Annotated in this window: 23 protein-coding genes; 14 read left to right on the top strand and 9 right to left on the bottom strand. The window is 67.5% G+C overall.

The genetic code is table 11. The annotated features are described in order from the left end of the window. Positions 1–31: 31 nt before the first annotated feature. Entirely contained in the window at positions 32–1,081 is a 1,050-nt protein-coding gene (locus M2282_RS09405) for an extracellular catalytic domain type 1 short-chain-length polyhydroxyalkanoate depolymerase (RefSeq protein WP_280808505.1), read from the bottom strand. Positions 1,082–1,136: 55 nt separating this feature from the next. Then, entirely contained in the window at positions 1,137–2,060 is a 924-nt protein-coding gene (ppk2, locus tag M2282_RS09400; protein ID WP_280808504.1) for a polyphosphate kinase 2, read from the bottom strand. Between the two features lie 156 nt (positions 2,061–2,216). On the opposite strand from ppk2, the gene M2282_RS09395 reads away from it, so the two are divergent. The 8 genes from M2282_RS09395 (at position 2,217) to M2282_RS09360 (ending at position 10,226) form a co-directional block, all read left to right on the top strand. Next, positions 2,217–3,851 (top strand): inorganic phosphate transporter, encoded by a 1,635-nt coding sequence (locus M2282_RS09395; RefSeq protein ID WP_280808503.1) that lies wholly within the window; start codon positions 2,217–2,219, stop codon positions 3,849–3,851. Positions 3,852–3,860: 9 nt separating this feature from the next. Beyond that, the gene (locus tag M2282_RS09390; RefSeq protein WP_280808502.1) at positions 3,861–4,907 is read left to right on the top strand and encodes a transporter; all 1,047 of its coding nucleotides are present in this window, start codon (positions 3,861–3,863) and stop codon (positions 4,905–4,907) included. Positions 4,908–5,004: 97 nt separating this feature from the next. Beyond that, positions 5,005–5,862: a 3',5'-nucleoside bisphosphate phosphatase gene (locus M2282_RS09385; RefSeq protein ID WP_280808501.1), complete on the top strand. Its 858-nt coding sequence runs from the start codon at positions 5,005–5,007 to the stop codon at positions 5,860–5,862. Then, positions 5,859–6,836 carry a DMT family transporter gene (locus tag M2282_RS09380; protein WP_280808500.1) on the top strand — a complete coding sequence of 326 codons (978 nt, stop codon included), beginning with the start codon at positions 5,859–5,861 and terminating at the stop codon, positions 6,834–6,836. Before M2282_RS09385 ends, M2282_RS09380 begins: the two co-directional genes overlap by 4 nt. Before the next feature lie 15 nt (positions 6,837–6,851). Further along, a complete protein-coding gene (locus M2282_RS09375) occupies positions 6,852–7,487 on the top strand; it encodes an L-threonylcarbamoyladenylate synthase (RefSeq protein ID WP_280808499.1) in 636 nt (211 codons plus the stop codon). 47 nt (positions 7,488–7,534) lie between these two features. Beyond that, positions 7,535–8,209: a site-2 protease family protein gene (locus M2282_RS09370; protein WP_280808498.1), complete on the top strand. Its 675-nt coding sequence runs from the start codon at positions 7,535–7,537 to the stop codon at positions 8,207–8,209. Positions 8,210–8,221: 12 nt separating this feature from the next. Continuing rightward, entirely contained in the window at positions 8,222–9,553 is a 1,332-nt protein-coding gene (locus M2282_RS09365) for a tryptophan--tRNA ligase (protein WP_280808497.1), read from the top strand. A 76-nt stretch (positions 9,554–9,629) separates the two neighbouring features. After that, positions 9,630–10,226, top strand: coding sequence for a LuxR C-terminal-related transcriptional regulator (locus M2282_RS09360; RefSeq protein ID WP_013543036.1), 597 nt, complete (start codon positions 9,630–9,632; stop codon positions 10,224–10,226). Positions 10,227–10,392: 166 nt separating this feature from the next. Here the strand turns inward: M2282_RS09360 and shkS are convergent, their stop codons facing one another. Continuing rightward, positions 10,393–11,808 carry a surface-behavior sensor histidine kinase ShkS gene (gene shkS, locus M2282_RS09355; protein WP_280808496.1) on the bottom strand — a complete coding sequence of 472 codons (1,416 nt, stop codon included), beginning with the start codon at positions 11,806–11,808 and terminating at the stop codon, positions 10,393–10,395. A gap of 179 nt (positions 11,809–11,987) precedes the next feature. Between shkS and M2282_RS09350 the strand changes: the two genes are divergently transcribed. After that, positions 11,988–12,389 carry a phage holin family protein gene (locus M2282_RS09350; protein ID WP_280808495.1) on the top strand — a complete coding sequence of 134 codons (402 nt, stop codon included), beginning with the start codon at positions 11,988–11,990 and terminating at the stop codon, positions 12,387–12,389. A 22-nt stretch (positions 12,390–12,411) separates the two neighbouring features. Here M2282_RS09350 and M2282_RS09345 read toward each other — a convergent pair whose 3' ends face one another. The 4 genes from M2282_RS09345 to M2282_RS09330 are packed head-to-tail and all read right to left on the bottom strand — an operon-like array spanning position 12,412 to position 17,084. Beyond that, positions 12,412–13,533: an ABC transporter substrate-binding protein gene (locus M2282_RS09345; RefSeq protein WP_280808494.1), complete on the bottom strand. Its 1,122-nt coding sequence runs from the start codon at positions 13,531–13,533 to the stop codon at positions 12,412–12,414. 28 nt (positions 13,534–13,561) lie between these two features. Then, positions 13,562–14,653, bottom strand: coding sequence for an ABC transporter permease (locus M2282_RS09340; RefSeq protein ID WP_280808493.1), 1,092 nt, complete (start codon positions 14,651–14,653; stop codon positions 13,562–13,564). Continuing rightward, on the bottom strand, positions 14,650–16,164 hold the full coding sequence (locus M2282_RS09335; RefSeq protein WP_280808492.1) for a sugar ABC transporter ATP-binding protein: 1,515 nt from the start codon (positions 16,162–16,164) through the stop codon (positions 14,650–14,652). The genes M2282_RS09340 and M2282_RS09335 overlap by 4 nt, the downstream gene beginning before the upstream one ends. After that, complete coding sequence (locus tag M2282_RS09330; protein ID WP_280808491.1) at positions 16,161–17,084, bottom strand: SMP-30/gluconolactonase/LRE family protein; 924 nt, start codon at positions 17,082–17,084, stop codon at positions 16,161–16,163. Before M2282_RS09330 ends, M2282_RS09335 begins: the two co-directional genes overlap by 4 nt. A gap of 233 nt (positions 17,085–17,317) precedes the next feature. On the opposite strand from M2282_RS09330, the gene M2282_RS09325 reads away from it, so the two are divergent. Further along, complete coding sequence (locus M2282_RS09325) at positions 17,318–18,328, top strand: LacI family DNA-binding transcriptional regulator (RefSeq protein ID WP_280808716.1); 1,011 nt, start codon at positions 17,318–17,320, stop codon at positions 18,326–18,328. Between the two features lie 7 nt (positions 18,329–18,335). Here the strand turns inward: M2282_RS09325 and M2282_RS09320 are convergent, their stop codons facing one another. Continuing rightward, positions 18,336–19,403, bottom strand: coding sequence for an L-idonate 5-dehydrogenase (locus M2282_RS09320; RefSeq protein WP_280808490.1), 1,068 nt, complete (start codon positions 19,401–19,403; stop codon positions 18,336–18,338). A 19-nt stretch (positions 19,404–19,422) separates the two neighbouring features. Further along, positions 19,423–20,373 (bottom strand): 2-hydroxyacid dehydrogenase, encoded by a 951-nt coding sequence (locus tag M2282_RS09315; RefSeq protein ID WP_280808489.1) that lies wholly within the window; start codon positions 20,371–20,373, stop codon positions 19,423–19,425. A 165-nt stretch (positions 20,374–20,538) separates the two neighbouring features. Here M2282_RS09315 and M2282_RS09310 point away from each other — a divergent pair, with 165 nt between their 5' ends. From M2282_RS09310 to M2282_RS09295, 4 genes are all read left to right on the top strand, one after another. Then, positions 20,539–21,300: an SDR family oxidoreductase gene (locus tag M2282_RS09310; protein WP_280808488.1), complete on the top strand. Its 762-nt coding sequence runs from the start codon at positions 20,539–20,541 to the stop codon at positions 21,298–21,300. A gap of 43 nt (positions 21,301–21,343) precedes the next feature. Further along, on the top strand, positions 21,344–22,237 hold the full coding sequence (locus tag M2282_RS09305; RefSeq protein ID WP_280808487.1) for an NAD(P)-dependent oxidoreductase: 894 nt from the start codon (positions 21,344–21,346) through the stop codon (positions 22,235–22,237). A 47-nt stretch (positions 22,238–22,284) separates the two neighbouring features. Then, positions 22,285–22,653, top strand: a complete 369-nt coding sequence (locus tag M2282_RS09300) for a hypothetical protein (RefSeq protein ID WP_280808486.1) — start codon at positions 22,285–22,287, stop codon at positions 22,651–22,653. 129 nt (positions 22,654–22,782) lie between these two features. Continuing rightward, positions 22,783–23,079, top strand: a complete 297-nt coding sequence (locus M2282_RS09295) for a hypothetical protein (RefSeq protein ID WP_280808485.1) — start codon at positions 22,783–22,785, stop codon at positions 23,077–23,079. The last annotated feature ends 2 nt before the right edge of the window (positions 23,080–23,081 follow it).

The following is a 23,081-nucleotide window of genomic DNA, read 5'->3' as shown; positions in this document are numbered from 1 at the left end:
GAGCGTGCCCAGATTGGGCAAGTTGCCATCGTCAGCTCGGGGCCTTGGCCGCATGCTTGAACTGCACCATCGCAAAGGCCCAGGTCATGCGCGTGGCATCGGGCCCGGCCGCATCGCTGAACAGCAGCTTCGACGCACCTCCGCTCCACGCATGCCCCAGCCCCGCGACCTCGCACAGCGAGACCACCGTGCGGCCCTTGCGCTTGAAGTCGGTCACGCGCATCGGGCGGCGCTTGCCGCGCTGCACGTCGCGTGGCAACCCGGGCCGCGCGCCCATGGCCGTCGCCCATACGGCGGCGCTGTTGACGGCGTTGCTGGGCGCCACCACCGCATCGGCATCGCCATGCAGCACGAGCATGGGGGGCAGGGTCGCGAACACGGCCGCGGCGCCCATCGCCTTGCCGACCGCTGTGGCGGGCATGGGCGGCACGTTCTGGCCGCGCATCGCGCCGAGCGCGGTGGCCGACGACTTCGCGGCGCCGGGCGCCACGCCCGAATGCATGACGACGGCGCGAAAACGGTTCGGGTAGCGCGTGGCCACCAGCGCCGCCATGCTGGCGCCGGCCGAGAGGCCGGCCAGCGCGATGCGCTCGCGGTCCACCGGGTAGAGCACGCAGGCCTGGTCGACCGCGGCCATCAGCGTCGCGGCCTCGGCGTCGGCCTTGCCGGAGCGGCGCTCGTACCAGTTCCAGCAGCCTTGAGGATGCGCGAGCCGGTCCTGCTCCGGATAGAGCACCAGGAAGCGCTGGCGCACCGCCAGCGCGTTCATGCGCGTGCTGGCCGCGAAGTCGCGCCCGGTCTGGCCGCAGCCGTGCAGCATGACCATGAGCGGCAGCTTCTCGCCGGGCTTGAGTTGCAGGTCGGCCGGGCGGAACAGGTGGTAGCCGCGCGCCCCGCCCGCGCCGATCGCCACGCCGCTGAGCCAGTCGCCCTTGCCGGGCGGCGGCTTGAGCCGCTTGGCCGTCGCGCGCTGCACCTGGCCTGCCACGCGCTTGCTGTTGCTCAGCGTGATCTTGGTGAGCGCCTTCAGGTTGCGCTCGTAGGCGCGGGCAAAGACGGAAGCGGTGGAACGACGGGCCATGGCGCAGTGTGCAGGCAAAGCGCCGGGCGGCCAAACCGCCGCAAAGCCCTGCCCTTCAGTAGATTTCCGGAACGATCATGTTGGCGGGCACGGGCTGGCGCAGATAGTCGTCGTGCCGCTCGCGCGCCGGCAGCTCGACCGGCGGATGCGCCACTTCCTGGTACGGCAACTGGCCCAGCAGATGGCTGATGCAGTTCAGGCGCGCCTTCTTCTTGTCGACCGCCTGCACCACCCACCACGGCGCCTCGGGGATGTGGGTGCGCTCCAGCATGATTTCCTTCGCCTTGGTGTATTCCTCCCAGCGGCGGCGGCTCTCCAGGTCCATCGGGCTCAGCTTCCATTGCTTGAGCGGATCGTGGATGCGGCCGAGAAAGCGCATGTGCTGCTCGTCGTCGGTGATAGAGAACCAGTACTTGATGAGCTTGATGCCCGAGCGCACCAGCATCTTCTCGAACTCGGGCACGGTGCGGAAGAACTCCTCGTACTCGTCGTCGCTGCAAAAGCCCATCACGCGCTCGACGCCGGCGCGGTTGTACCAGCTGCGGTCGAACAGCACCATCTCGCCGGCCGCCGGCAGGTGCGCGGCATAGCGCTGGAAGTACCACTGCGTGCGTTCACGGTCGTTGGGCGCGGGCAGCGCAGCCACGCGGGCCACGCGCGGGTTCAGGCGCTGCGTGATGCGCTTGATGACGCCGCCCTTGCCCGCCGCATCGCGGCCTTCGAACAGGATGACGACCTTCTGCTTGCTGTGCTGCACCCAGTCCTGCAGCTTGACCAGTTCGCCCTGCAGGCGAAACAGTTCCTTGAAATAGGCCTGGCGGGCTGCCTTGTCGGTGGGGGTGTTGACGCTCGCGGCGTCGAGCCCGTCGATGTCGCGGTCTTCGATCTCCAGCTCGAGCTCTTCGTCGTAGCTGTCGATCAGGTCGCGGGCGATGCGTTGCATCAGGTCTTCGTGGTCTGGAAGGGCGCTCGTCAGCATGATGAAAAGGGAGGAAGTGGGGGAAGAAAAAAGCATGCTGCACGCCCCGTATGACTGCGGCGTGACGGTTTGGCGGCGGCTTTCCGTAGGCCGACACGCCGTTGTCACATGGCGCGAACACCATCTGCAGCCACTCCAACACCTAGAAAACCGCCCATGAACACGCTCGCCGCCCCGAACACGGAGATGCCGGCCGCGCCCGCTGCGGCACACCGGCCCAAGCTCGACGCCAAGCCGGGTCCGATCACGTTGATCACCTTCGTCGGCCTGCTGGCCGCGGGATTGCTCTTCACGGCGTGGAGCCTCGTGGGCGACGTCACAGCCTCAGGCGCACCGGTCACGACCTGGGTGCCCTACATCCTGCTGGGCGTGGCGCTGCTGATCGCGCTGGGCTTCGAGTTCGTCAACGGCTTCCATGACACCGCCAACGCAGTGGCCACGGTGATCTATACGCACTCGCTGCCGCCGAACTTCGCGGTGGTGTGGTCGGGCTTCTTCAATTTCCTGGGCGTGCTGGCGTCCAGCGGCGCGGTGGCCTTCGGCATCATCGCGCTGCTGCCGGTGGAGCTTATCTTGCAGGTGGGCTCGGGGGCAGGATTCGCGATGGTGTTCGCACTCTTGATCGCCGCAATCATCTGGAACCTGGGCACCTGGTGGCTCGGGCTGCCGGCCTCTTCATCGCACACGCTGATCGGCTCGATCATCGGCGTGGGCATCGCCAACGCGCTCATGCATGGTCGCGACGGCACCAGCGGCGTCGATTGGGGCCAGGCCACCAAGGTGGGCTATTCGCTGCTGCTCTCGCCGATGGTGGGATTCGGCTGCGCGGCCCTGCTGCTGCTGGCGCTGCGCGCCTTCGTGAAAAACCGCGCGCTGTACGAAGAGCCCAAGGGCAACACGCCGCCGCCGTGGTGGATTCGCGGCCTTCTGATCCTGACCTGCACCGGCGTGTCGTTCGCGCACGGCTCCAACGACGGGCAAAAGGGCATGGGGCTGATCATGCTGATCCTGGTCGGCACGGTGCCGATGGCTTACGCGCTGAACCGGGCGATGCCCGCCAACGAGACGGTGAAGTTCGTGGCCGTGGCCGAGATGACGCAGAACGCGCTCAACCGCAACGTGCCGACCTCGCTGCCTGCGCTGGCGCCGGCCGCAGTGCGCGACACGCTCTCCACCTATGTGCGCACCCGCGAGTTCAACGACAAGGTCGTACCCGCGCTGGCCGCGACCGCCGGCAGCATCGGCCAGCAGGTACGCGAGCACGGCTCGCTCGCCGCAGTGCCGGCCGAAGCCGTCGCCAATGTGCGCAACGACATGTACCTGGCCTCCGAGGCCATTCGCCACCTCGACAAGAGCGGCGCCGCGAAGTTCGACGACGAGACCAGGCTGCGGGTCAACGCCTTCCGCCAGGAGCTGGACGACGCGACGCGCTTCATTCCGCTGTGGGTCAAGATCGCCGTGGCCATCGCGCTCGGCCTGGGCACGATGATCGGCTGGAAGCGCATCGTGGTCACCGTGGGCGAGAAGATCGGCAAGACGCACCTGAGCTACGCGCAGGGCGCATCGGCCGAGGTGGTGGCGATGCTCACCATCGGCGCGGCCGACATGTACGGCCTGCCCGTGTCGACCACGCACGTGCTCTCCTCCGGCGTGGCCGGCACCATGACGGCCAGCGGCTCGGGCCTGCAGATGTCCACGCTGCGCAACCTCGCGCTGGCCTGGGTGCTGACGCTGCCGGTGGCCATGCTGCTGTCGGGCTCGCTCTACTGGCTCTTCACCCGTCTTTTCTGATCACGCACCTTGTCGGCATTCCATGAACTCGCCGCCCGGTCGTATGGCGGCGACGAAGCCGGGCTGATATGCGGCTACCTGTTCGACGCTTCGGCGCCGGAGCCCGCGCGGGCCATCGATTCGGCGCAGGCGGCGGCGTGGCTGGGCGCGCAGCCCGAAGACCCTGCCGTCGATGACGGCAGCGGTGCGTATGTGTGGCTGCATTTCAACCTGAGCCATGCGCAAGCGGAGCGCTGGCTCCTGCGGCACGCGAAGCTCTCCGACACCTTCTACGAGACGCTGCACGACGGCCTGCCCTCCACGCGCATCGAGCGTGCCGACGATTCGCTGATCGCGGTCATCAACGACGTGCACTTCGAGTTCAGCTTCGAGCCTTCGGACATCTCCACGCTGTGGATCAGCGTGGGCCCGCGCCTTGTGGTCACGGCGCGCGCGAAGCCGCTGCGCTCGGTCGATGCGCTGCGCACGGCGGTGAAGGCGGGCGATGCGCCGCGCTCGAGCACCGAACTGCTCGAACACCTGCTGCGCGCGCAGGCCGATGTGCTGGTGAAGATCGTGCGGGGCGTCACCTCGCGCATCGACCATATCGAAGACGAACTGCTCGCCGGCCGGCTCGACCACAAGCGCGCGCGGCTCGGTGTGCTGCGGCGCTTGCTGGTGCGGCTGCAGCGGCTGCTGGCGCCCGAGCCGGCCGCGCTGTTTCGCCTGCTGCAAGGCCCGCCGTCGTGGATGTCGGAGCCCGATGCACAGGAACTGCGCGGCTCGACCGAGGAGTTCTCGGTGGTGCTGCGCGACATGCAGGCGCTGCAGGAGCGCATCAAGCTGCTGCAGGAAGAGATCGCCGCCAACGTCAACGAGGACAACAACCGCAGCCTCTTCGTGCTGACGGTGGTGACGGTGCTGGCGCTGCCGATCAACATCCTGGCGGGTTTGTTCGGCATGAACGTGGGCGGCATTCCGCTCGCGGAACACAAGCACGGGTTCTGGATCGTGGTGGCGATCGTCGCGAGCTTCACCGCCGTAGCCGCCTGGGCGGCTTTCCGCAAGAAGCGCTGAGCCGCATGCAGCGGCGCAGTAATGCTATTTATTTAGTAGCATCTCGCGCAGCATCCATGCGCCCGCATCGGCGTTCCACACCCCCTAGAATGGCGGGGTGTCCTCCATTCTCAATGCCGATCTTCACTGCCACTCCGTGGTCTCCGACGGCACATTGACGCCCGAAGAACTGGCTGCACGCGCAGCCGCCAACGGGGTCGAGCTCTGGGCCCTCACCGACCACGATGAGGTCGGCGGTCAGCACCGCGCCGCCGCAGCAGCCCGCGCCAACGGCCTGCGCTACCTCACCGGCACCGAGATCTCGGTGACCTTCGCGAACGAAACCGTGCACATCGTCGGCCTGGGCTTCGACCCCGACGACGCCGCGATGACGCAAGGCCTCTACGACACGCGCGGCGGTCGCGGCAAGCGCGCGCAGGAAATGTCCGAGGGGCTGGCCAAGGTCGGCATCCAGGGTGCCTACGAAGGCGCGCTCAGGTTCGTCGGCAATCCCGAGCTCATTTCGCGCACGCACTTCGCACGCTTCCTGGTCGAGCAGGGCCACTGCCGCGACACCTCCGAGGTGTTCCGCAAGTACCTCACCGAAGGCAAGCCCGGCTACGTGCCGCACCGCTGGGCCTCGCTCAAGGACGCGGTGCACTGGATCACCGCCGCCAAGGGCATGGCCGTGATCGCGCACCCGGGCCGCTACAAGTTCACGGCCAACGAGGAGTACGCGCTGTTCCTCGAGTTCAAGGCGCATGGCGGCCGGGCGATCGAGGTCGTCACCGGCAGCCACACGCCGGCCGAATATGTCGAGTACGCCGACAAGGCGCTCGAGTTCGATTTCGCCGCATCCCGCGGCAGCGATTTCCACAGCCCCGACGAGAGCCATTGCGATCTCGGCAAGCTGCCACCGTTGCCTGGCGCCCTCACGCCGGTGTGGGAACTGCTCGGCCATCGCATCCAGCAGTGAGCCAGAGCCCCGGGCCCGGCATCGACAGCGCGGCCGGCGCTGCGCTGGCGAATGCGCGCGCCGCGCAGCAAGCCAGCCGCAGCAAGGAATCCGAACGCATCCTCGCGGGCATCGGCTTGGTGATCGTGGCCGTGGCCTGCTTCGCCACGCTCGACACGGCCACCAAGATGTCGACGGCCGGCGTGCCCATCCTGATGGGCGTGTGGTTCCGCTACGCCTTCCAGGCCGTGGCCACCACGGCCGTGCTGTTGCCGCTGCACGGAACGTCGCTGCTGCGCACGCGCCATCCGCGCTACCAGCTGCTGCGCGGCGCGCTGCTGCTGGTGTCGAGCACGCTGGCGTTCCTGAGCCTGCGCTACATGCCGCTCGCAGAGTTCACCTCCATCGTGCTGATCGCGCCGCTGGTGATCACGCTGCTCGCGGCGACCACGCTCAAGGAGTACGTCTCGCCGCTGCGCTGGGCGCTGGTGGCGGGCGGCTTCATCGGCACGCTGGTGATCCTGCGGCCGGGCAGCGACGCGTTCAGTTGGGCCGTTCTTCTGCCGATCGGGCTGGTGCTGACCAACGCCTGGTTCCAGGTGCTCACCAGCAAGCTCGCGCAGACCGAGAACCCGCTCACGATGCATTTCTATACCGGCTGGGTCGGCACGCTCATCGCCTCGCTGGCGCTGCCCTTCGTGTGGACCACCCTGCCCTCGTGGGAATGGTGGGCGCTGCTGTGCCTCATGGGGTTCATGGGCACGGTGGGTCATTTCATATTGATCCTTGCCTACCAGCGCGCACCGGCCTCCACCCTCACGCCGTACCTCTATGCACAGATCGCCTTTGCCATGCTGGGCGGCTGGCTTGTTTTTTCGCAAGTGCCCGACCGGTATTCGCTCATCGGCATCTCGATGATCGCGGTCTGCGGCGCCGCCGGTGCGTGGCTCACGGTGCGAGAGCGCCGCGTGCCCATCGAACCGGCGGAATCCTGATCAGGAGATAGTTCCATGGCCCAGTACTTCGAAGTCCATCCCGAGAACCCGCAGCAGCGGCTGCTCAAGCAGGCCGCGACGCTGCTCGCGCGCGGCGAGATCGTCGCGGTGCCCACCGATTCCAGCTACGCGCTGGCCTGCCACCTCGACGACAAGGACGCGGTCGACCAGTTGCGCCGCATCCGCCAGGTCGACGAGAAGCATCACCTCACGCTGCTGTGCCGCGACCTGAGCGAACTGGCCAACTACGCGCGCGTCGACAACAAGCAGTACCGCCTGCTGAAGGCTGCCACGCCGGGCCCCTACACCTTCCTGCTCGAAGCCACCAAGGAAGTGCCGCGCCGCGTGAGCCATCCGCAGCGCAAGACCATCGGCCTGCGCGTGCCCGACCACAAGGTGCTGCTGGAGCTGCTCGCACTGCACGGCGCGCCGCTGCTGGCCACCACGCTGATCGCGCCCGGCGAGACCGAAGCACTGAACGACGCACAAACGATCCGCGAACGCTTCGAAAAGCAGATCGGCGCGGTCATCGATGCCGGCGCATGTCCTTCGCAGCCGACCACGGTGGTCGATCTCACGCCCATGGGTGAGGGCGACGATCCGGTCGTGGTGCGGCAGGGGCGCGGGGCGCTCGCCGTGCTCGGGCTGTAGAAAGAAGTTCGACCTGATAACCAATGCCTGTCTGACACAATCGCCCAGTGGATATTTCCAATCTCATACAGAAGGTACTCATCTACGCATTGCCCGTGATCTTTGCGATCACCGTGCACGAGGCGGCCCACGGCTATGTGGCGCGCTACTTCGGCGACAACACGGCAGCGGCGATGGGACGTGTAACCCTCAACCCCATGAAACACATCGACCCCATCGGGACCATCCTGATGCCGTTGATGCTGTACTTCGCGACCTCGGGCGCCTTCCTGTTCGGCTATGCCAAGCCGGTGCCGGTCAACTTCGGGCGGCTGCGTCATCCCAAGCGCGACATGATCTGGGTGGCACTCGCGGGGCCGGCCTCGAACTTCATCCAGGCCATCCTCTGGGCATTGCTGTTCGTGGTGCTGGCTGCGACCGGTTTCGATAATGAAAACTTTTTCATCCAGATGGCGCGCGGCGGCATCCTGGTCAACCTCGTGATGTGGGCCTTCAACCTGTTTCCGTTGCCGCCGCTCGATGGCGGCCGTGTGCTGGCCGGGCTGCTTCCCAACGGGCCGGCGCAGAATTTCCTCGCGCGCATCGAGCCCTATGGCTTCTTCATCGTGATGGGCCTGGTCATTGCGGGCGTCGTCAGCACCTACTGGCTGCGCCCACTGATGGACGTCGGCTACTTCGTCATCAACCTCATCATCACGCCGCTCAAGGCATTGCTGCTCTAAGTCTGTCGCTCCATGGCCTCGTCTTCTCCCTCTCCCCTGCGCGTCCTGACCGGGATTACCCCGTCGGGCACGCCCCACCTCGGCAACTACGTCGGCTCGATCCGCCACTCGGTGCGGCAGAGCGTCGCGCCCGGTGTCGAGAGCTTCTTCTTCCTGGCCGACTACCACGCGCTCATCAAGGTGCAGGAGCCCGCGAAGATCCAGCGTTCCACGCTCGAGATCGCCGCGAGCTGGCTGGCCTGCGGGCTCGACCCCGAACGCGTCACCTTCTACCGCCAGTCGGACATCGCCGCGATTCCCGAGCTGACCTGGTTCCTCACCTGCGTCACCGGCAAGGGCGTGCTCAATCGTGCGCATGCCTACAAGGCCCAGCTCGACAAGAACATCGCCAAGGGCGAGGACCCCGACGCCGACGTGTCCGCCGGCCTCTTCATGTACCCGGTGCTGATGGGCGCGGACATCCTGATGTTCAACGCCCACAAGGTGCCCGTGGGCCGCGACCAGGTGCAGCACATCGAGATGGCGCGCGACATGGCGCAGCGCTTCAACCACCAGTACGGCGAGCACTTCACGCTGCCCGAGGCCGAGATCGACGACGCCGTCGCCACCCTGCCCGGCCTCGATGGCCGCAAGATGAGCAAGAGTTACGGCAACACGATCCCGCTGTTCGCGCCGCGCGCGTACCAGCAAAAGCAGATCGCCAGCATCGTGACCGACTCGCGCGCGCCCGGCGAGCCCAAGGAGACCGAGGGCTCCGCGCTCTTCCAGATCTACCAGGCCTTTGCCGATGCCGACGAGACCGAGATGCTCCGCAAGGCCTACGCCGACGGCATCGGTTGGGGCGACGCCAAGCAATTGCTGTTCGAGCGCATCGAAGCCGAAGTGGGACCGCTGCGAAAGCGCTACGAGGCGCTGATGAGCGACCCGGCCGAGATCGAGCGCATCCTGCTCATCGGCGCGGAAAAGGCCAGCGCGTTGTCGCGGCCCTTCATGACTCGCCTGCGCCATGCGGTGGGCCTGCGCAACCTCGCGGCGGGCCGCGACAAGGGCGATGCCAAGGCGGCCAAGGTCGCGAAGCCCAGCTTCAAGCAGTACCGCGAACGCGGCGACGGGCTCTTCTATTTCAAGCTGCTCGATGCGCGCGGCGAAACCCTGTTGCAGAGCCGTGGATTTGCATCGCCGCAGGAAGCCGGCCGTACCATCGCGCTCCTGCAGGCCGAGCGCGGTGCGGCACTGGCCACGCTGGCCGCGCAGTTCGAGCCCATCGACACAGAACAATCACGCGCCGTGACCGAGGCGCTGCAGGCATTGGCGGAAGCGACGACCACAACCGACGGAAGTTGAACCGGCAAGGGCCCACCGGGCTTACCTGCCGGTGAGCGAGACGAGAGAAGACGGTGCGATCACAAAGGAAGAAAACATGAGCATTTATGTCATCGACGACCACCCCCTGATGCGCGACGCGATCGTGATGGTGCTGCGACGCCTGCGACCCGCCGAGAACATCGTCGAGCTCGAGCGGCTCGACAAGCTCGCAAGCTCGGTGCAGCAGCGTGGCGCACCCACCCTGTTCTGCCTGGACCTGAAGCTTCCGGACACGAATGGCGTCTCGGGCGTGATCGCGGTCAAGCAGGTCTATCCCAACGTGCCGATCGCCGTGTATTCGGCGGCGCCGGCCGCGGACATGGAAGACGCCTGCATCGAGGCAGGCGCCGACACCTACATCGAGAAGTCGGCCAGTTCCAATGAATTGGCAGCCGCCTTGCGCGGACTGCTGATGGCGGGTTCGGAAGAAGCCGACGAGCCGCCGCTCGCGAGCAGCAAGCTCTCCAAGCGCCAGACGCAGCTGATCGCCATGCTCGACAAGGGCATGAGCAATCGCGACATTGCGACTGACCTGGAGATCAGCGAGCACACGGTGAAGGTTCACCTGTGGCGCCTGTTCCGCCGCCTCGGTGTGAAGAGCCGCACGCAAGCGCTGCACTACGCGCGCACCAACGGCTTGTTATCCGGCTAACCCCCAGGCTTCGCGCACTTCGGGTCGCTTCTCCACCCCCCTTGCAGGGGGCAACACCAGCGGCCCGGCAGAGCCGGTTCCGCGGTGTTTCTGGAAAGAGGCTCGTCTCTTGTAAGCCGCGCCCGGTGCGCGGCTTTTTAGTGTCACCTGCGCCGTTGCTCGGCGCTCAGCCGCCGGAGGCGCTCACACGCGCCTGCGCCACCGCCTCGTCGGCGTCGTGCAGCGCCACGCGGAACACGCTGCCGCTGCCCAGCCGCGAGCGCACGCTGACCGGGTGTCCCAGCACGTGCGAGAGCCGCGCCACGATGGCCAGGCCGAGGCCGAAGCCGTCGGACGTGCCGGCATGGTCGGCCACCTTGTAGAACTCCAGGAACACGTCGCGCAGATGCTCGGGCGCGATGCCGATGCCGGTGTCCCACACCTCCACGCGCATGCCGTCGCGCGTCTGCCGCGCGGCGAGCAGCACACCGCCCTCGGTCGTGTACTTGATCGCGTTGGCCAGCAGGTTGCCGATCATGCGGCGCACGCGGATCGGATCGGTGAGAAAGGAGCCCTCGGTCACATGCACGCGGAAGTCCAGGCCGCGGCTCTCGGCCACCGGGCGGTATTGCAGCTCCAGGTCGTGCAGCAGCTCGGAGACGTCGACGCGCTCGATGTGCAGCCGCACCTGGCCCGAGTCGATGCGCGCGAGGTCGAACATCGAATCGAACAGCGCATTCACCGCATGCGTGGCGCGCACGATCTTCGGTGCGAGTTCGAGCACCAGCTCGGGCTCGTTGCGCAGCCAGTCGGCGTACAGCGAAAGCGCCAGCACCGGCTGGCGCATGTCGTGCGCGGCGCTGGCCAGGAAGCGGTTCTTCATCGCCACCGCCGAGACCGCCGCCTGCCGCTGCTGCGTGAGCGACTTGATCAGGATGTGGTTGTGGAACAGGAGCTCCAGGCTGTTGCGCGCCGTCTCGTGGATGTGGCGCCCCGCCCGCAGCAGCAGAAACCAGTGCAGGGTCGGCAGGATCGGCATCAGGTAGCCGTACTGGAAATGCGGCTGGTGCAGGTTGATGGTGATGAGCCGGACCAGCACCGCCGCCAGGATCGCGCCGAACAGCGTGTTGACGTAGCGCTTGAGCAGCGGCGGATGCAGCGCGAGTCCGTTGAGCGGCGAGGTGGCCACCCCGGCCACGATCAGCCAGCTCATGAACTGGTTCACCTGCGGCGTGCGCTCGAAGAACAGCAGGATCGACAGCCCCCACACCACCGCGCTGGTGCTCCAGACGAAGCCGTAGCGCTCGACGAACTGCTGCTGCGCCGCGGAGCTGCGGCCGGCATAGCGCACCGCATAGACGCGCGCGCCCCAGGCGCGGCAGGCGGTGGCGATCAAGCCGGCCAGCAGCCAGGTGAACAGCTCCCAGCGGGGCACATAGGCCCAGTTGAGCCCGACCATGGCCGGCATGAGCGCCGCGGAAACGAAGTAGGAGCCGCGCGCAGAGCGCATCAGGCTGCGGATGAGTTCGCCGCGCACCCACGATTCGGCCTCGTCGGCCGAAGCCGGCGCCGGTGTCAAGCTCGCGATCGACGGATTGGCCATATGGCACAGGCCCCTTGTTCTTATCCGCAATGGAAGATGGGCCCCCTGCAGGAGGGGCACCGAGAGATGGCGATATTAACGGGCTGCCAGTGATTGTTTCCCAACGGTAACGTCAGGAGACCGGCCGCCATAATCTGCAGACATCCGCAGATTCGCCGAACAAGAAGGAACCCGCCCGCATGCTGAGCAACCTCACCCCCTTCCTCGTCCACTGGGCCATCACCGGTGTCTCGCTCTGGGTCGCCAGCCATCTGTTTCGCGGACTCAAGTTCGACGGCACCGGGGCGCTGGTGGTGTCGGCACTGCTGCTCGGTCTGGCCAATGCGGTGGTGAAGCCGCTGCTCATCGTGCTCACGCTGCCGCTGACGCTGGTCACCTTCGGGCTGTTCCTGCTGGTCATCAACGCGTTGATGATCCTGCTGGTCGCCGCGCTGGTGAAGGGCTTCCGGGTCTCGGGCTTCTGGACCGCGCTCTTCGCGAGCATCTTCATCTCGCTGCTGAGCATCGTGATCGGCTCGTTCGTCACCAGCGGCGATCCGGCCGAGAAGGTGCAGATGCCCCAGAGCGGCAACTGGCTCTGAGGCGCCGGCCCGGCCGAGCCCCCTACTTGCCCCAGACCGTCTTGTACTGCGTGCGGTAGCCGTTGTCGGGGTCGAACACGTTCTTCGGCCCGCCGTCCTTGCCCACGTTGCCCACGGTCACCAGATGCACCTTGGGCACGTAGCCCGACCACTTCTCCTTGGCGAAGGCGCGGTTGAGCTCGTCGACGATCTGCCAGCCCTGCATGTTGAGCGGCTCGGGCACCGTGCCGGCCTGGTAGCGCTGCGTGCGGATGCGCTGGTAGGCCGCCTCCGAGCCGTCGCCGGCCGACACCGCCTTGGGCGATCCGTCGCCCTTCTTGCCCGCCGCCGTGAGCGAGGGGCCCATGAAGTCGAAGTACAGGTCATTGATGGCCAGTGAATGCGTCCACTTGTCGCCGAAGCGCTGCAGCAGCGAGGTGGTGAGTTGCGGCATGCGAGTCGAGCTTTCGGAGATCGGGCTGTCCTCGAAGCTCAGCACGGTGCAGCCGCCGCATTTCTTGATGACCGCTTCCATCGCGCGCGCCTTGTAGAGCGCAATCGCGTACTGCGAGTCGGTGAAGATCACCACGCCGGCCTTGCCGCCCGAATCGGCCACCACCCATGAGGCGGCGACATCGGCCACGTCGTCGGTCACGGTGGTCACGTTGGCGTAGAGGCCGGCCTTGTCGTTCGGGCCGGGCTGCTCGCCCGAATGCCAGCCCACCAGCGGAATGCCCGACTTGGCCGCACCCGAGAAGGCGGCCTTCTGCTCTGTGGTGTCGAAGCCGCCCACCACGATGCCCGCGGGCTTCACGGCCAGCGCCTGGTTGAGCGCCGCGGTGCGCCCGCTGACCGTGCCCTGTCCGTCGATGACGCGCACGGTCCAGCCGATGGCGCGCGCCGCTTCCTCCACGCCCTTGCTGACGCCGACGATGCCGCCGTTCTTCATGTCGCCCGCGACGAAGACGATGGTCTTGCCCGCGGCGGCCTTGGGGCCGGTGGTGGGGCCGTCCCATTTTTCCTTGGTCATGGTGGCGATCTCGACCTTCTTCTTCGCGGCATCCAGGAAGTCGTCGGCCATGGCCTTGGGCGCCAGCGCGGCGGCGCACAGCGCCAGCACGGCGGCGGCGACGGTGCGCGCGGGAACCACACTCTTTTTCTTCATGCTTGTCTCCAGTCGTTGCGGTGAACCGTCACTTCGACGGCGTTGAGGGAACCGGTTGTGGCGCATGGTCGAGCTGCCGCTCGGCAATGCGCCGCTTGATCGAGCGGTTGCGCCGCTGCTGCGCCCAGCCCGCGATGCCGATGGACACCAGCAGCGTGAGCCCGTTGAAGAGCGGCTCGACATAGAAGGCCCCGCCGAACTGCTGGATGCCCGAGATGCCGATGGCCAGGATCGCCACCCCGACCAGCGTGCCCCACACGTTCACCCGGCCCGGCCGGATGGTGGTGGAACCCAGGAAGGCGCCGACCAGCGCCGGCAGCAAGAATTCGAGTCCCACGCTGGCCTGGCCGATCTGCAGGCGCGAGGCGAGCAGCACGCCCGCAAAGCCCGACAGCAGGCCCGACGCGACAAACGCGCCCATCACATGCTTGCGTACCGCAATGCCGTTGAGCTGCGCCGCCTTCGGGTTGGCGCCGATCACGTACAGCGCACGACCCAGCGGCGTGAACTCGGTAACGACCCACAGCGTGACGCTCACCGCGAGCACGTAGAAGGCGCCCACCGGCAGGCCGAGCAGGCTGCCGCCCGCGATGCCGACGAAGCCGTCGGGCAGGTCGCCCACCACCTGGCGTCCGCCGCTGTGCCACATCGCGACCGCATAGATCACGGTGCCGGTGCCCAGCGTGGCAATGAAGGAGTCGATCTGCGCGAGCTCGACCAGCAGGCCGTTGAGCACGCCGAAGAGCGCCGCGCACGCCAGCACCACCAGCACCGCCGCGGGCCATGGCAGGCCGAACTGGGTCTGCAGGCTGATCGCGAGGATGTGCCACAGCACGATGCCGTAGCCCACGGTGAGGTCGATCTTGCCGGTGATCATCGGAATGGTCGCGGCCAGCGCGAGCAGCGCGATCACCGACTTGTCGGCCAGGATCGCGCGCAGGTTGAACAGCGTCGGAAAGGTGTCGGGCAGCAGCAGCGAGAACAGCAGCGCGAGCGCCACCATCAACGCCACCAGCCCATAGACCGGCATCGCGCGGCCGATGCGCTGCGCGAAGGAGACGGCCTCGCCGTCGAGCGACTTGTCGGGCTCCAGCGCGGTGGACTTGATCGAACTGCTCATGCGGAAAGCTCCTCGCGCGTTGCCGCGCCTGCTGCCAATGCCAAAAGTTTTTCCACCGTGATCGCCTCGCCCTTCAGCTCGGCGGCGATCAGCCCGTCGCGGAACACGAGCACGCGGGTGCAGACGGTGGCGATTTCCTCGAAGTCGGTGGAGACCACGACCAGCGCGGTGCCGGCCTCCGCGCGTTCGCACAGCACGCCGTAGATCTGCCGCTTGGCGCCGACGTCCACGCCGGCGGTGGGCTCTTCGAGCACGACAAGCGGTTTGTCGAGGTGGAACCAGCGCGCGAGCACGACCTTCTGCTGGTTGCCGCCCGACAACTGCTGCACCTCGGCCGACGGTGCGGGCGGGTTGATGTCGAAGCGGCGGATGAGCGCGAGCGCGTTGTCGTTCTCGCGGCGCGGGCGGTCGAAGGCCAGACCGCGGTCGCCATGCAGCGCGGCGTTGGGGAACAGGTTCTCCAGCACGGTCATCGAGCCCGCGAGGTTTTCCTCGAGCCGTTCGCCGGCGACGTAGGCCACGCCCGCACGAATGGCATCGGCGGGGCAGGTGAACGCGCAGTCGTTGCCGAGCAGCCGCATGCGGCCGGCCGACAGCGGCTCGCGCCCGAAGATCGCACGGCTGATGGCCTCATGCCCCGCGCCGCGCAGGCCGACCAGCCCCAGCACTTCGCCGCGGCGCACCGCCAGGCTCAGCGGGCCGGCGTTGCCGCTGGCCGCGCCGTCCAGCTGCAGCACCGCGGCGCTCTCCGCCGGCACGCTCGCCTTGGGCACCGAGGCCGACAGCGCCTTGCCGACGATCAGCCCGACCAGCTCGCCTTCGTGGGTATGGGCCGTGGCCTTCACCGCCACCAGCTTGCCGTCGCGCATGACGGCCGCGCGGTCGGAGATGGCCATCACCTCGTCGAGCCGGTGCGACACGTAGAGCATCGCCATGCCCTGCCGGCGCAGTTCGCGCAGCACGCCGAACATGCGCTCCACGTCGCTCATCGGCAGGCTGGCCGAGGGCTCGTCGAGCACCAACAGGCGGGCTTTCACCTCGAGCGCACGGCCGATGGCGAGCAGCGATTTCTCGGCACGCGTGAGCGAGAACACGCGGCGGCCCGGATCGATGTCGCAGCCCACGCGTGCCATCACGCGGCGCGCAGTGTCGTTGGCGGCGGACCAGTCGATGAGCCCGAAGCGGCGCGGATAGCCGGTGCCCAGGCCCACGTTCTCGGCCACCGTCATCCATTCGACGAGGCCCAGGTCCTGGTGGATGAAGGCGACCGGCTGCTCGCGCCGGTCGGTGCGCCGCCATGTCGCCTGCGGCTGGCCGTCGAAAAGAATCTCGCCCTGATCCGCGGGATAGATGCCCGCGAGCAGCTTGATGAGCGTGGACTTGCCCGCCCCGTTCTCGCCGAGCAGCGCGAGGATTTCGCCGGCGCGCACGTCGAGCGTCACGTTGTCCACGGCTTGCGTGCCGCCGAAGCGCTTGCAGACGGATTGGAATTGCAGCAAGGGCGTGGTCATGCGCAGGTCGCTCCCCGGGTGCCGAGGCGGATGCGATAGAGCGAGGTGGAAGCGCACACGTACAGCGCGTTGCCATCGCTGCCACCGAAGACCAGGTTGCCCACCTTCTCCGGCACGGCGATGCGCGCCATGCGCGTGCCGTCGGGGTGATAGACCTGCACGCTGTCGGCGCTGCTGGTGTAGACGAAGCCGTGCACGTCGACGCGAAAGCCGTCAGCCAGCCCCGGGCTCACCACCGCGAAGACGCGCGGGTTCGCCAGGTCCTGCCCGCCGATCACGTCGAACGCGACGATGTGGTGATGGCCCGAGCCGTCGGTGCGCAGCGCGGCCGAGGTGTCGCTCACATAGAGGACGCTTTCGTCGGGCGAGAAGGCCAGGCCGTTCGGCTCCTCGACGAAATCGCTCACCGAGCGCAGCGCGCCCGTGGCCGGGTCGAAACGGAACACGTGGTTGCGGCCCAGTTCGCTCTCGGCCTTGTGGCCTTCATGGTCGGACACGATGCCGTAGGGCGGATCGGTGAACCAGATGCTGCCGTCGCGCTTGACCACCACGTCGTTGGGCGAGTTGAGCCGGCGGCCCTGGTAGCGGTCGACCAGCACCTCGTCGGCCAGCGGCACCAGGCCCGGGCCGAAGCGCGTGCGCACGATGGCGCGCAGGCCGTGCGAGCAATGCAGCAAGGCGCCGTCGGCTTCGCGCACGTGGCCGTTGGTGAACTCCACGCCCTCGCGCCACACGGTCATGCCGGCGTCGGCGTGCCAGCGCAGCATGCGGTTGTTGGGGATGTCGCTCCACAGCACCGCGCCGTCTTCGCGCATCCACACGGGGCCTTCGCTCCAGGCCGCCCCGGTGCACAGGCGTTCGAGCGGGCCGGCTTCGCGAGCAACGGCGGCAAAACGGGCGTCGAGGACTTCGATGGTCATGGCCGAAGTTTGGCATCTAAAAGATACCGGTAACCTAGGCTTTTCCCGTACACGACCTGCCGACCTCTTTACTCTAGAATTTTCGTAATTCAGGAAGCCAGGCGCATGCTTCAATTCTGCGCATAAAACGTTATCGGTATCTCACAAACCCTCGCATATCCTCGAAGCACATTTCCAGAGAACGCCACTTGCCAGCGACCAAAGCCCCCGCCCCCCTGTCCCGTCCGGCGACGATGGCCGATGTCGCCGCGCGCGTGGGCGTCTCGAAGATGACGGTGTCGCGCGCGCTCAACCGCAGCGTGGGCAGCGACCGCGTGACTTCCGAAGCGTTGCGCCAGCGCATCCTCCAGGCCTGCGAGGAGATGGGCTACGTGATCGACCAGACCGCGCGCACGTTTTCGAGCAAGCGATCGGGCTTCATCGCGGTGCTGATTCCGTCGCTCAACAACTCCAATTTTTCAGAAACCGCGCAGGGCATCACCGCGGCGGTGGAAGCGCGCGGCCTGCAGGTGCTGCTGGGCTACACCGACTACCGCGTGGAAAACGAGGAGCGCCTGCTGCGCGCGATGCTCGCGCGCCGGCCCGAAGGCGTGATCCTCACGGGCGGCGTCCACACCCCGGCCGCGCGCGCCATGCTGCAGGCCGCCGGCGTGCCGGTGGTGGAAACCTGGGACCTGCCCGCCAAGCCCGTCGAGCACACCGTCGGCTTCTCGAATGCCGAGGCCGCCGCGGCGATGGTGCGGCACCTGCACGGCAAGGGCTACCGGCGCATCGCGTACATCGGCGGCACCTCGAACCGCGACACGCGCGGCGCCGACCGCCAGCGCGGCTATGCGCAGGCGATCCGCGAACTGGGCCTGCCGGACGGCCGCGTGATCAGCTTCGGCCAGCCGCCGATCTCGATGGCGCAGGGTGGCGAAGCCGTGGCGCAGCTGATCCGCCAGTGGCCCGATGTGGATGCGGTGCTGTGCGTGTCCGATCTCTCGGCCTTCGGCGCGCTGATGGAATGCCGGCGGCAGGGCTGGGACGTGCCAGGGCGCATCGCGATCGCGGGCTTCGGCGACTTCGAGGTGGCGCGCGCCTGCCATCCGCGCATCACCACCGTGGCGGTGGATTGCGTGGGGCTGGGCAAGGCGGCCGGCGAACTGCTGCTGCGCGTGATGGATGGCGCCCGCGAAGGCCATCGCCCGCCGCCTGAGACGGTGATGATCCCCTTCCACATCGAGCAGCGCGAAAGCTCCTGAGCCTCCTTCAGGCGACAGCTTCTGCCGCGTCGGCGAAATCGATCAGCACCTTCATCGCCTGCCGGCGGTCGCTGGCGAGCTCGAAGGCCTGCCGCGCCTGCAGCATCGGGAAGGTGTGCGACACCACGGGCGACAGATCCACACGCCCTTCGTTGATGAGCCGCACCGCGAGCGCAAACTCCGCGTGGAAGCGGAACGAGCCGCAAATGCTCAGCTCCTTGGCGACCACCATGTTCTGCGGAATGCTCACATCGCCGCCCAGCCCCAGTTGCACCACGACACCGCGCGGGCGCATCACCTCGAGCCCGTCGCGCAGGGCTCGCTCGTTGCCCGAGCATTCGAGCATCACGTCGAAAGTGCCCTTGTCGGCCGCGTAGCGCGACACCCAGGCCTTGTCCTGTGCGACGTTGATGACGCTGTCGGCGCCGATGGCGCGTGCGATCGCGAGCGGTTCGTCGACCACGTCGGTCGCGACGATCTCTGCCGCACCGTGCACGCGCGCGGCCGCGATCGCCAGCACGCCGATCGGCCCGCAGCCCGACACCAGCACGCGCTTGCCCAGCAATGAACCCGCGCGCGAGACCGCATGCAGCCCGACTGAGAACGGCTCGGCCAGCGCCGCCAGGCGCAGCGGCACATGGTCGGCAACCTTCACGCATTGCGTGGCTTCGCACAGCAGCATGTTGCGGAAAGCGCCCTGCACATGCGGTGTGCGCATCGCGCTGCCGTAGAAACGCATCTCCAGGCACTGGTTGGGCAGGCCTTCGAGGCAGAACTTGCAGCCGCCGCACGGACGGCTCGGATTGATCGCAACCTTGTCGCCGATGCGCACGCTGTCGACACCGGGCGCCACCGCGACCACGGTGCCCGCCACTTCATGGCCCAGCACCATCGGCTCCTTGATGCGCACGGTGCCGAAGCCGCCGTTGTGGAAGTAATGCAGGTCGGAGCCGCAGATGCCGCCCATGCCGACCTTCACCAGCACCTGGCCGGGGCCGATCTCGCCGGCATCCTGTTCATCGAGGCGCAGGTCGTCCGGAGCGTGGATGACGAGGCACATGCAACGCATACGCATGGTGGTTCCTTCTTTCTCTTCAGGGAACGGGAGTGACGAGGGGACGGCCCGCGAAATGGGCCTCGAGGTTGCGGCGCACGAGCGCGCCCATGGCGCGGCGCGTCTCTTCGGTGCCGCTGCCGTGGTGCGGATGCAGCACCACGTTGTCGAGCGCCGCGAAGCGCGGATCGATGCGCGGTTCGTTGAGGAACACGTCGAGCGCCGCGCCCGCGATGCGCCGACCCTCCAGGGCCTGCAGCAGCGCGCCCTCGTCCACCGTGGTGCCGCGCGAGACATTCACGAGCCAGCCGCGCGGGCCAAGCGCCGTGAGCACCTCGGCATCGACGATGCCCCGCGTGGCCTCGCCCCCCGGCAGGATGACGATGAGCACATCGCACCAGTCGGCCATGGCTGGCAGGCTGGCGAAATGCCGCAGCGGGCTGTCGGCCTTCGGCGTGCGGCTGAAGTAGGCCAGCTCCATGTCGAACCCCGAGAGCCGCCGCGCGATGGTGCTGCCGATGCGGCCGAATCCGGCGATGCCCACGCGCTGGCCGAAGACGCGCGTTGCGAGCGCCATCGGCCCTTGCGCCCAGGCGCCGCTGCGGACGAAGGCGTCGCTGGCCGGAATGCGCCGCTGCAACGCGAGCGTGAGGCCCACCGCAAGGTCGGCCACGTCGCCGTTGAGCACATCGGGCGTGTTCGTGACACGGATGCCGCGCGCACGGCAGGCGGCAAGGTCGATGCCGTCGGTGCCCACGCCGTAGCAGGCGACCAGTTCCAGGTTGGGCAGCGCGGCGATGAGCTCGCCGCTTGCGCCCAGCTCGCCGCGCGTTGCGACCGCGCGGATGCCCGGCGCATGTTCGGCGATGAAGGCCTGCCGGTCGGGCGCCTCCCACAGGCGGTGCAGGGTGTACTGCGCCTGCATCGGGGCCATGTCCCATTCGGGGTAGGCGCCGGGCATCAGCACTTGCGGGGCGGCGGTAGCGGTCAAACGGTTCTCCTCAAGATCTCGCAAATAAGATACCGGTAACCTTAACTGCTCCGTGAGAAAGCTGCAACATCGGATTCACCCGGTTGACGGGCCCTCAAGATACCGGTAACTTTATCGAGCTGTTGCACCCTCACCCGACTTCCGCGTCCAACCAAGGAGCTCTTTTTGAAACTGTTCGACCTGTCCGGGCGCATCGCCCTCATCACCGGCTCCAGCAAGGGCATCGGCTTTGCGCTGGCCGCGGCGCTGGGCTCGGCCGGTGCACGCGTGGTGCTCAACGCACGCGACGCCGGTTCGCTGGCCACCGCTCGCGACGCACTGCGCGCCCAGGGCGTGGCGGCCGAGGCGGTGGCCTTCGACGTCACCGACGCCGCCGCGGTGGAGGCCGGCGTGGCCCGCATCGAGGCGGAGATCGGCCCGATCGAGATCCTCGTCAACAACGCCGGCATGCAGCACCGCGGCCCGTTCGCGGAGTTCCCGATCGATGCCTGGCACAAGATCACCACCACGAACATCGACAGCGTGTTCCTCGTCGGCCGTTTCGTGGCACAGCGGATGATCGGGCGCGAGCGCGGCAAGATCATCAACGTGTGCTCGGTGCAAAGCGAACTGGGCCGCCCGGGCATCGCGCCCTATGCCGCCACCAAGGGCGCGGTGAAGATGCTCACCAAGGGCATGGCGATCGACCTCGGCAAGCACGGCATCCAGGTCAACGGCCTCGGGCCGGGCTACTTCAAGACCGAGCTCACGCAGGCCCTGGTGGCCGACGAAGCATTCACCGCGTGGCTCTCGGGCCGCACGCCGGCCGGTCGCTGGGGCGAGGTGCAGGAACTCGGCGGCGCGGCCATCTTCCTGGCCTCGGACGCATCGAGCTTCGTCAACGGCCACATCCTCTACGTCGATGGCGGCATTACCTCGAGCCTCTGATGCCGCACGAAGAAATCGCCAGCCCTCACCCGAAAGTTTTCACATGACATTCAAGCGCCAGCGCGTGGCCGTGATCGGCGTCGGCATCATGGGCTCGGCCATCGCGCGCCGGCTGCTCGGCTGCGGCCATGCGGTGAGCGTGTTCGACCTCGACACCGCCAAGGTCGATGCACTGAAGCAGCAAGGCGCGCAGGCCCACCCCACTGCGGCGGCCGCAGCGTCGGCCAGCGACTTCGTCATCACCAGCCTCAACTCGGCGGCCGTGGTGGAGCGCGCGCTGCTGGGTGAAGCCGGCGTGGCTTTCGCCTCCGCGGATGCGCAGCGCCTGGTGATCGACATGTCCTCCATCGATCCGCCCTCCACGCGCCGGATCGCAGAAGCGCTGCGCGAGCGCACCGGCATGGGCTTCGTGGATGCGCCGCTCTCGGGCGGTGCGCCCAAGGCGCTGCTGGGGCAACTGACGGTGATGGCCGGCGGCAGCGCCGACGACGTGGCGCGTGCCCGCGCCGTCATGGACAGCCTGTGCGCCAACTACACCCACATGGGCGGGAACGGCGCGGGCCAGACCACCAAGCTGGTCAACCAGCTGCTGTGCGCCATCGGCTTCCAGGCCGTGGCCGAGGCGGTCCGGCTCGCGGAAGCCGGCGGCGTCGATGCCTCGAAGCTGCATTCGGCCCTGGCCGGCGGGCGCGCGGACAGCCAGATCCTGCGCGAGTTCGGCCCCAAGATGGCCGCGCGCGACGACACGCCCACCGGCCGCATCGACAACATGCTCAAGGACCTCGAGGCGGTGCAGGCCTTTGCGCAAGGCCAGCGCTTGCCGCTGCCGTTGACAGGCACCGTCTCGGAATTGCATCGCACCTTCGTGGCAGCCGGACTGGGCCCCGAAGACACCGCCGCCATGATGCGGCAGTTCAACGGCTATGCCCGCGGCTGAACGCGCACCGACCCATTGCTGCACATCCAATCAAGGACACAAAAATCATGTTCATCCGCTGCGCGTTTTTCAGGGGCCAGGTCAAACCCGGCCTGGAGGACACCTTCACCCGCTATGTACACGAGAAGCTCGTGCCGCTATGGACGCGCTTCCCCGGCGCGCTGGAGGTGCGCGTGCTGCGCCAGCTCGAAAGCGACGTGAGCGACCCCGAACTAGCGATGGTGCTGGCCATCCGTTATGCCAGCCGCGAGGACATCGCACGCGCACTCGACTCACCCGTGCGCCATGAAAGCCGCGAGGTTTCCAAGGGCCTTTTCGAGATGTTCGATGGAACCGTGTTCCATACGATTTTCAGCGCCGAGGAATTTCCGCTCCCGCGCGGTGTTGGTGAAGGCACCGGGGCCGCGGTCTCGTAAGCAAAGGCAACAGTGAATGGTCACACCCCCAACGAGTTGCGTCTGTGCACGCTGGGGGAAATGGGTTGCGACCCACTTGTAATGCGTGCTACCCTCGACCACAAGAAATTTGAGAGGACTAGGACTACCATGAAGATGATCAAACTGGCAGCTGCTCTTGCTGCCTTGGCAGTTTCGTCGGCATTCGCGCAAGCACCGGCTCCGGCGCCCGCTCCTGCCAGCAACACCACCACCCCCGCACCCGCTGGCGCTACCAACGCCACCGCAGCAACCACCGGCGGCCTGACCCCCGGTCAATGGGGCGCAGTTGCAGGCAGCAGCGCACTGCTCGTGGCCATCGCCAGCAGCAACGGTGGCAATGGCGGTGGTGGCTTTGTCATCATCCCTGGCACCGGTACTGGCACAGGTACCACCGGCACGCGTTAATG

Origin of the sequence: Variovorax boronicumulans, assembly GCF_029892485.1 — a bacterium.
Classification (GTDB): Bacteria; Pseudomonadota; Gammaproteobacteria; order Burkholderiales; family Burkholderiaceae_C; genus Variovorax; species Variovorax boronicumulans_B.
Note: the sequence above shows the minus strand (reverse complement) of the source record. Positions and strands in the feature narration are given on the sequence as shown.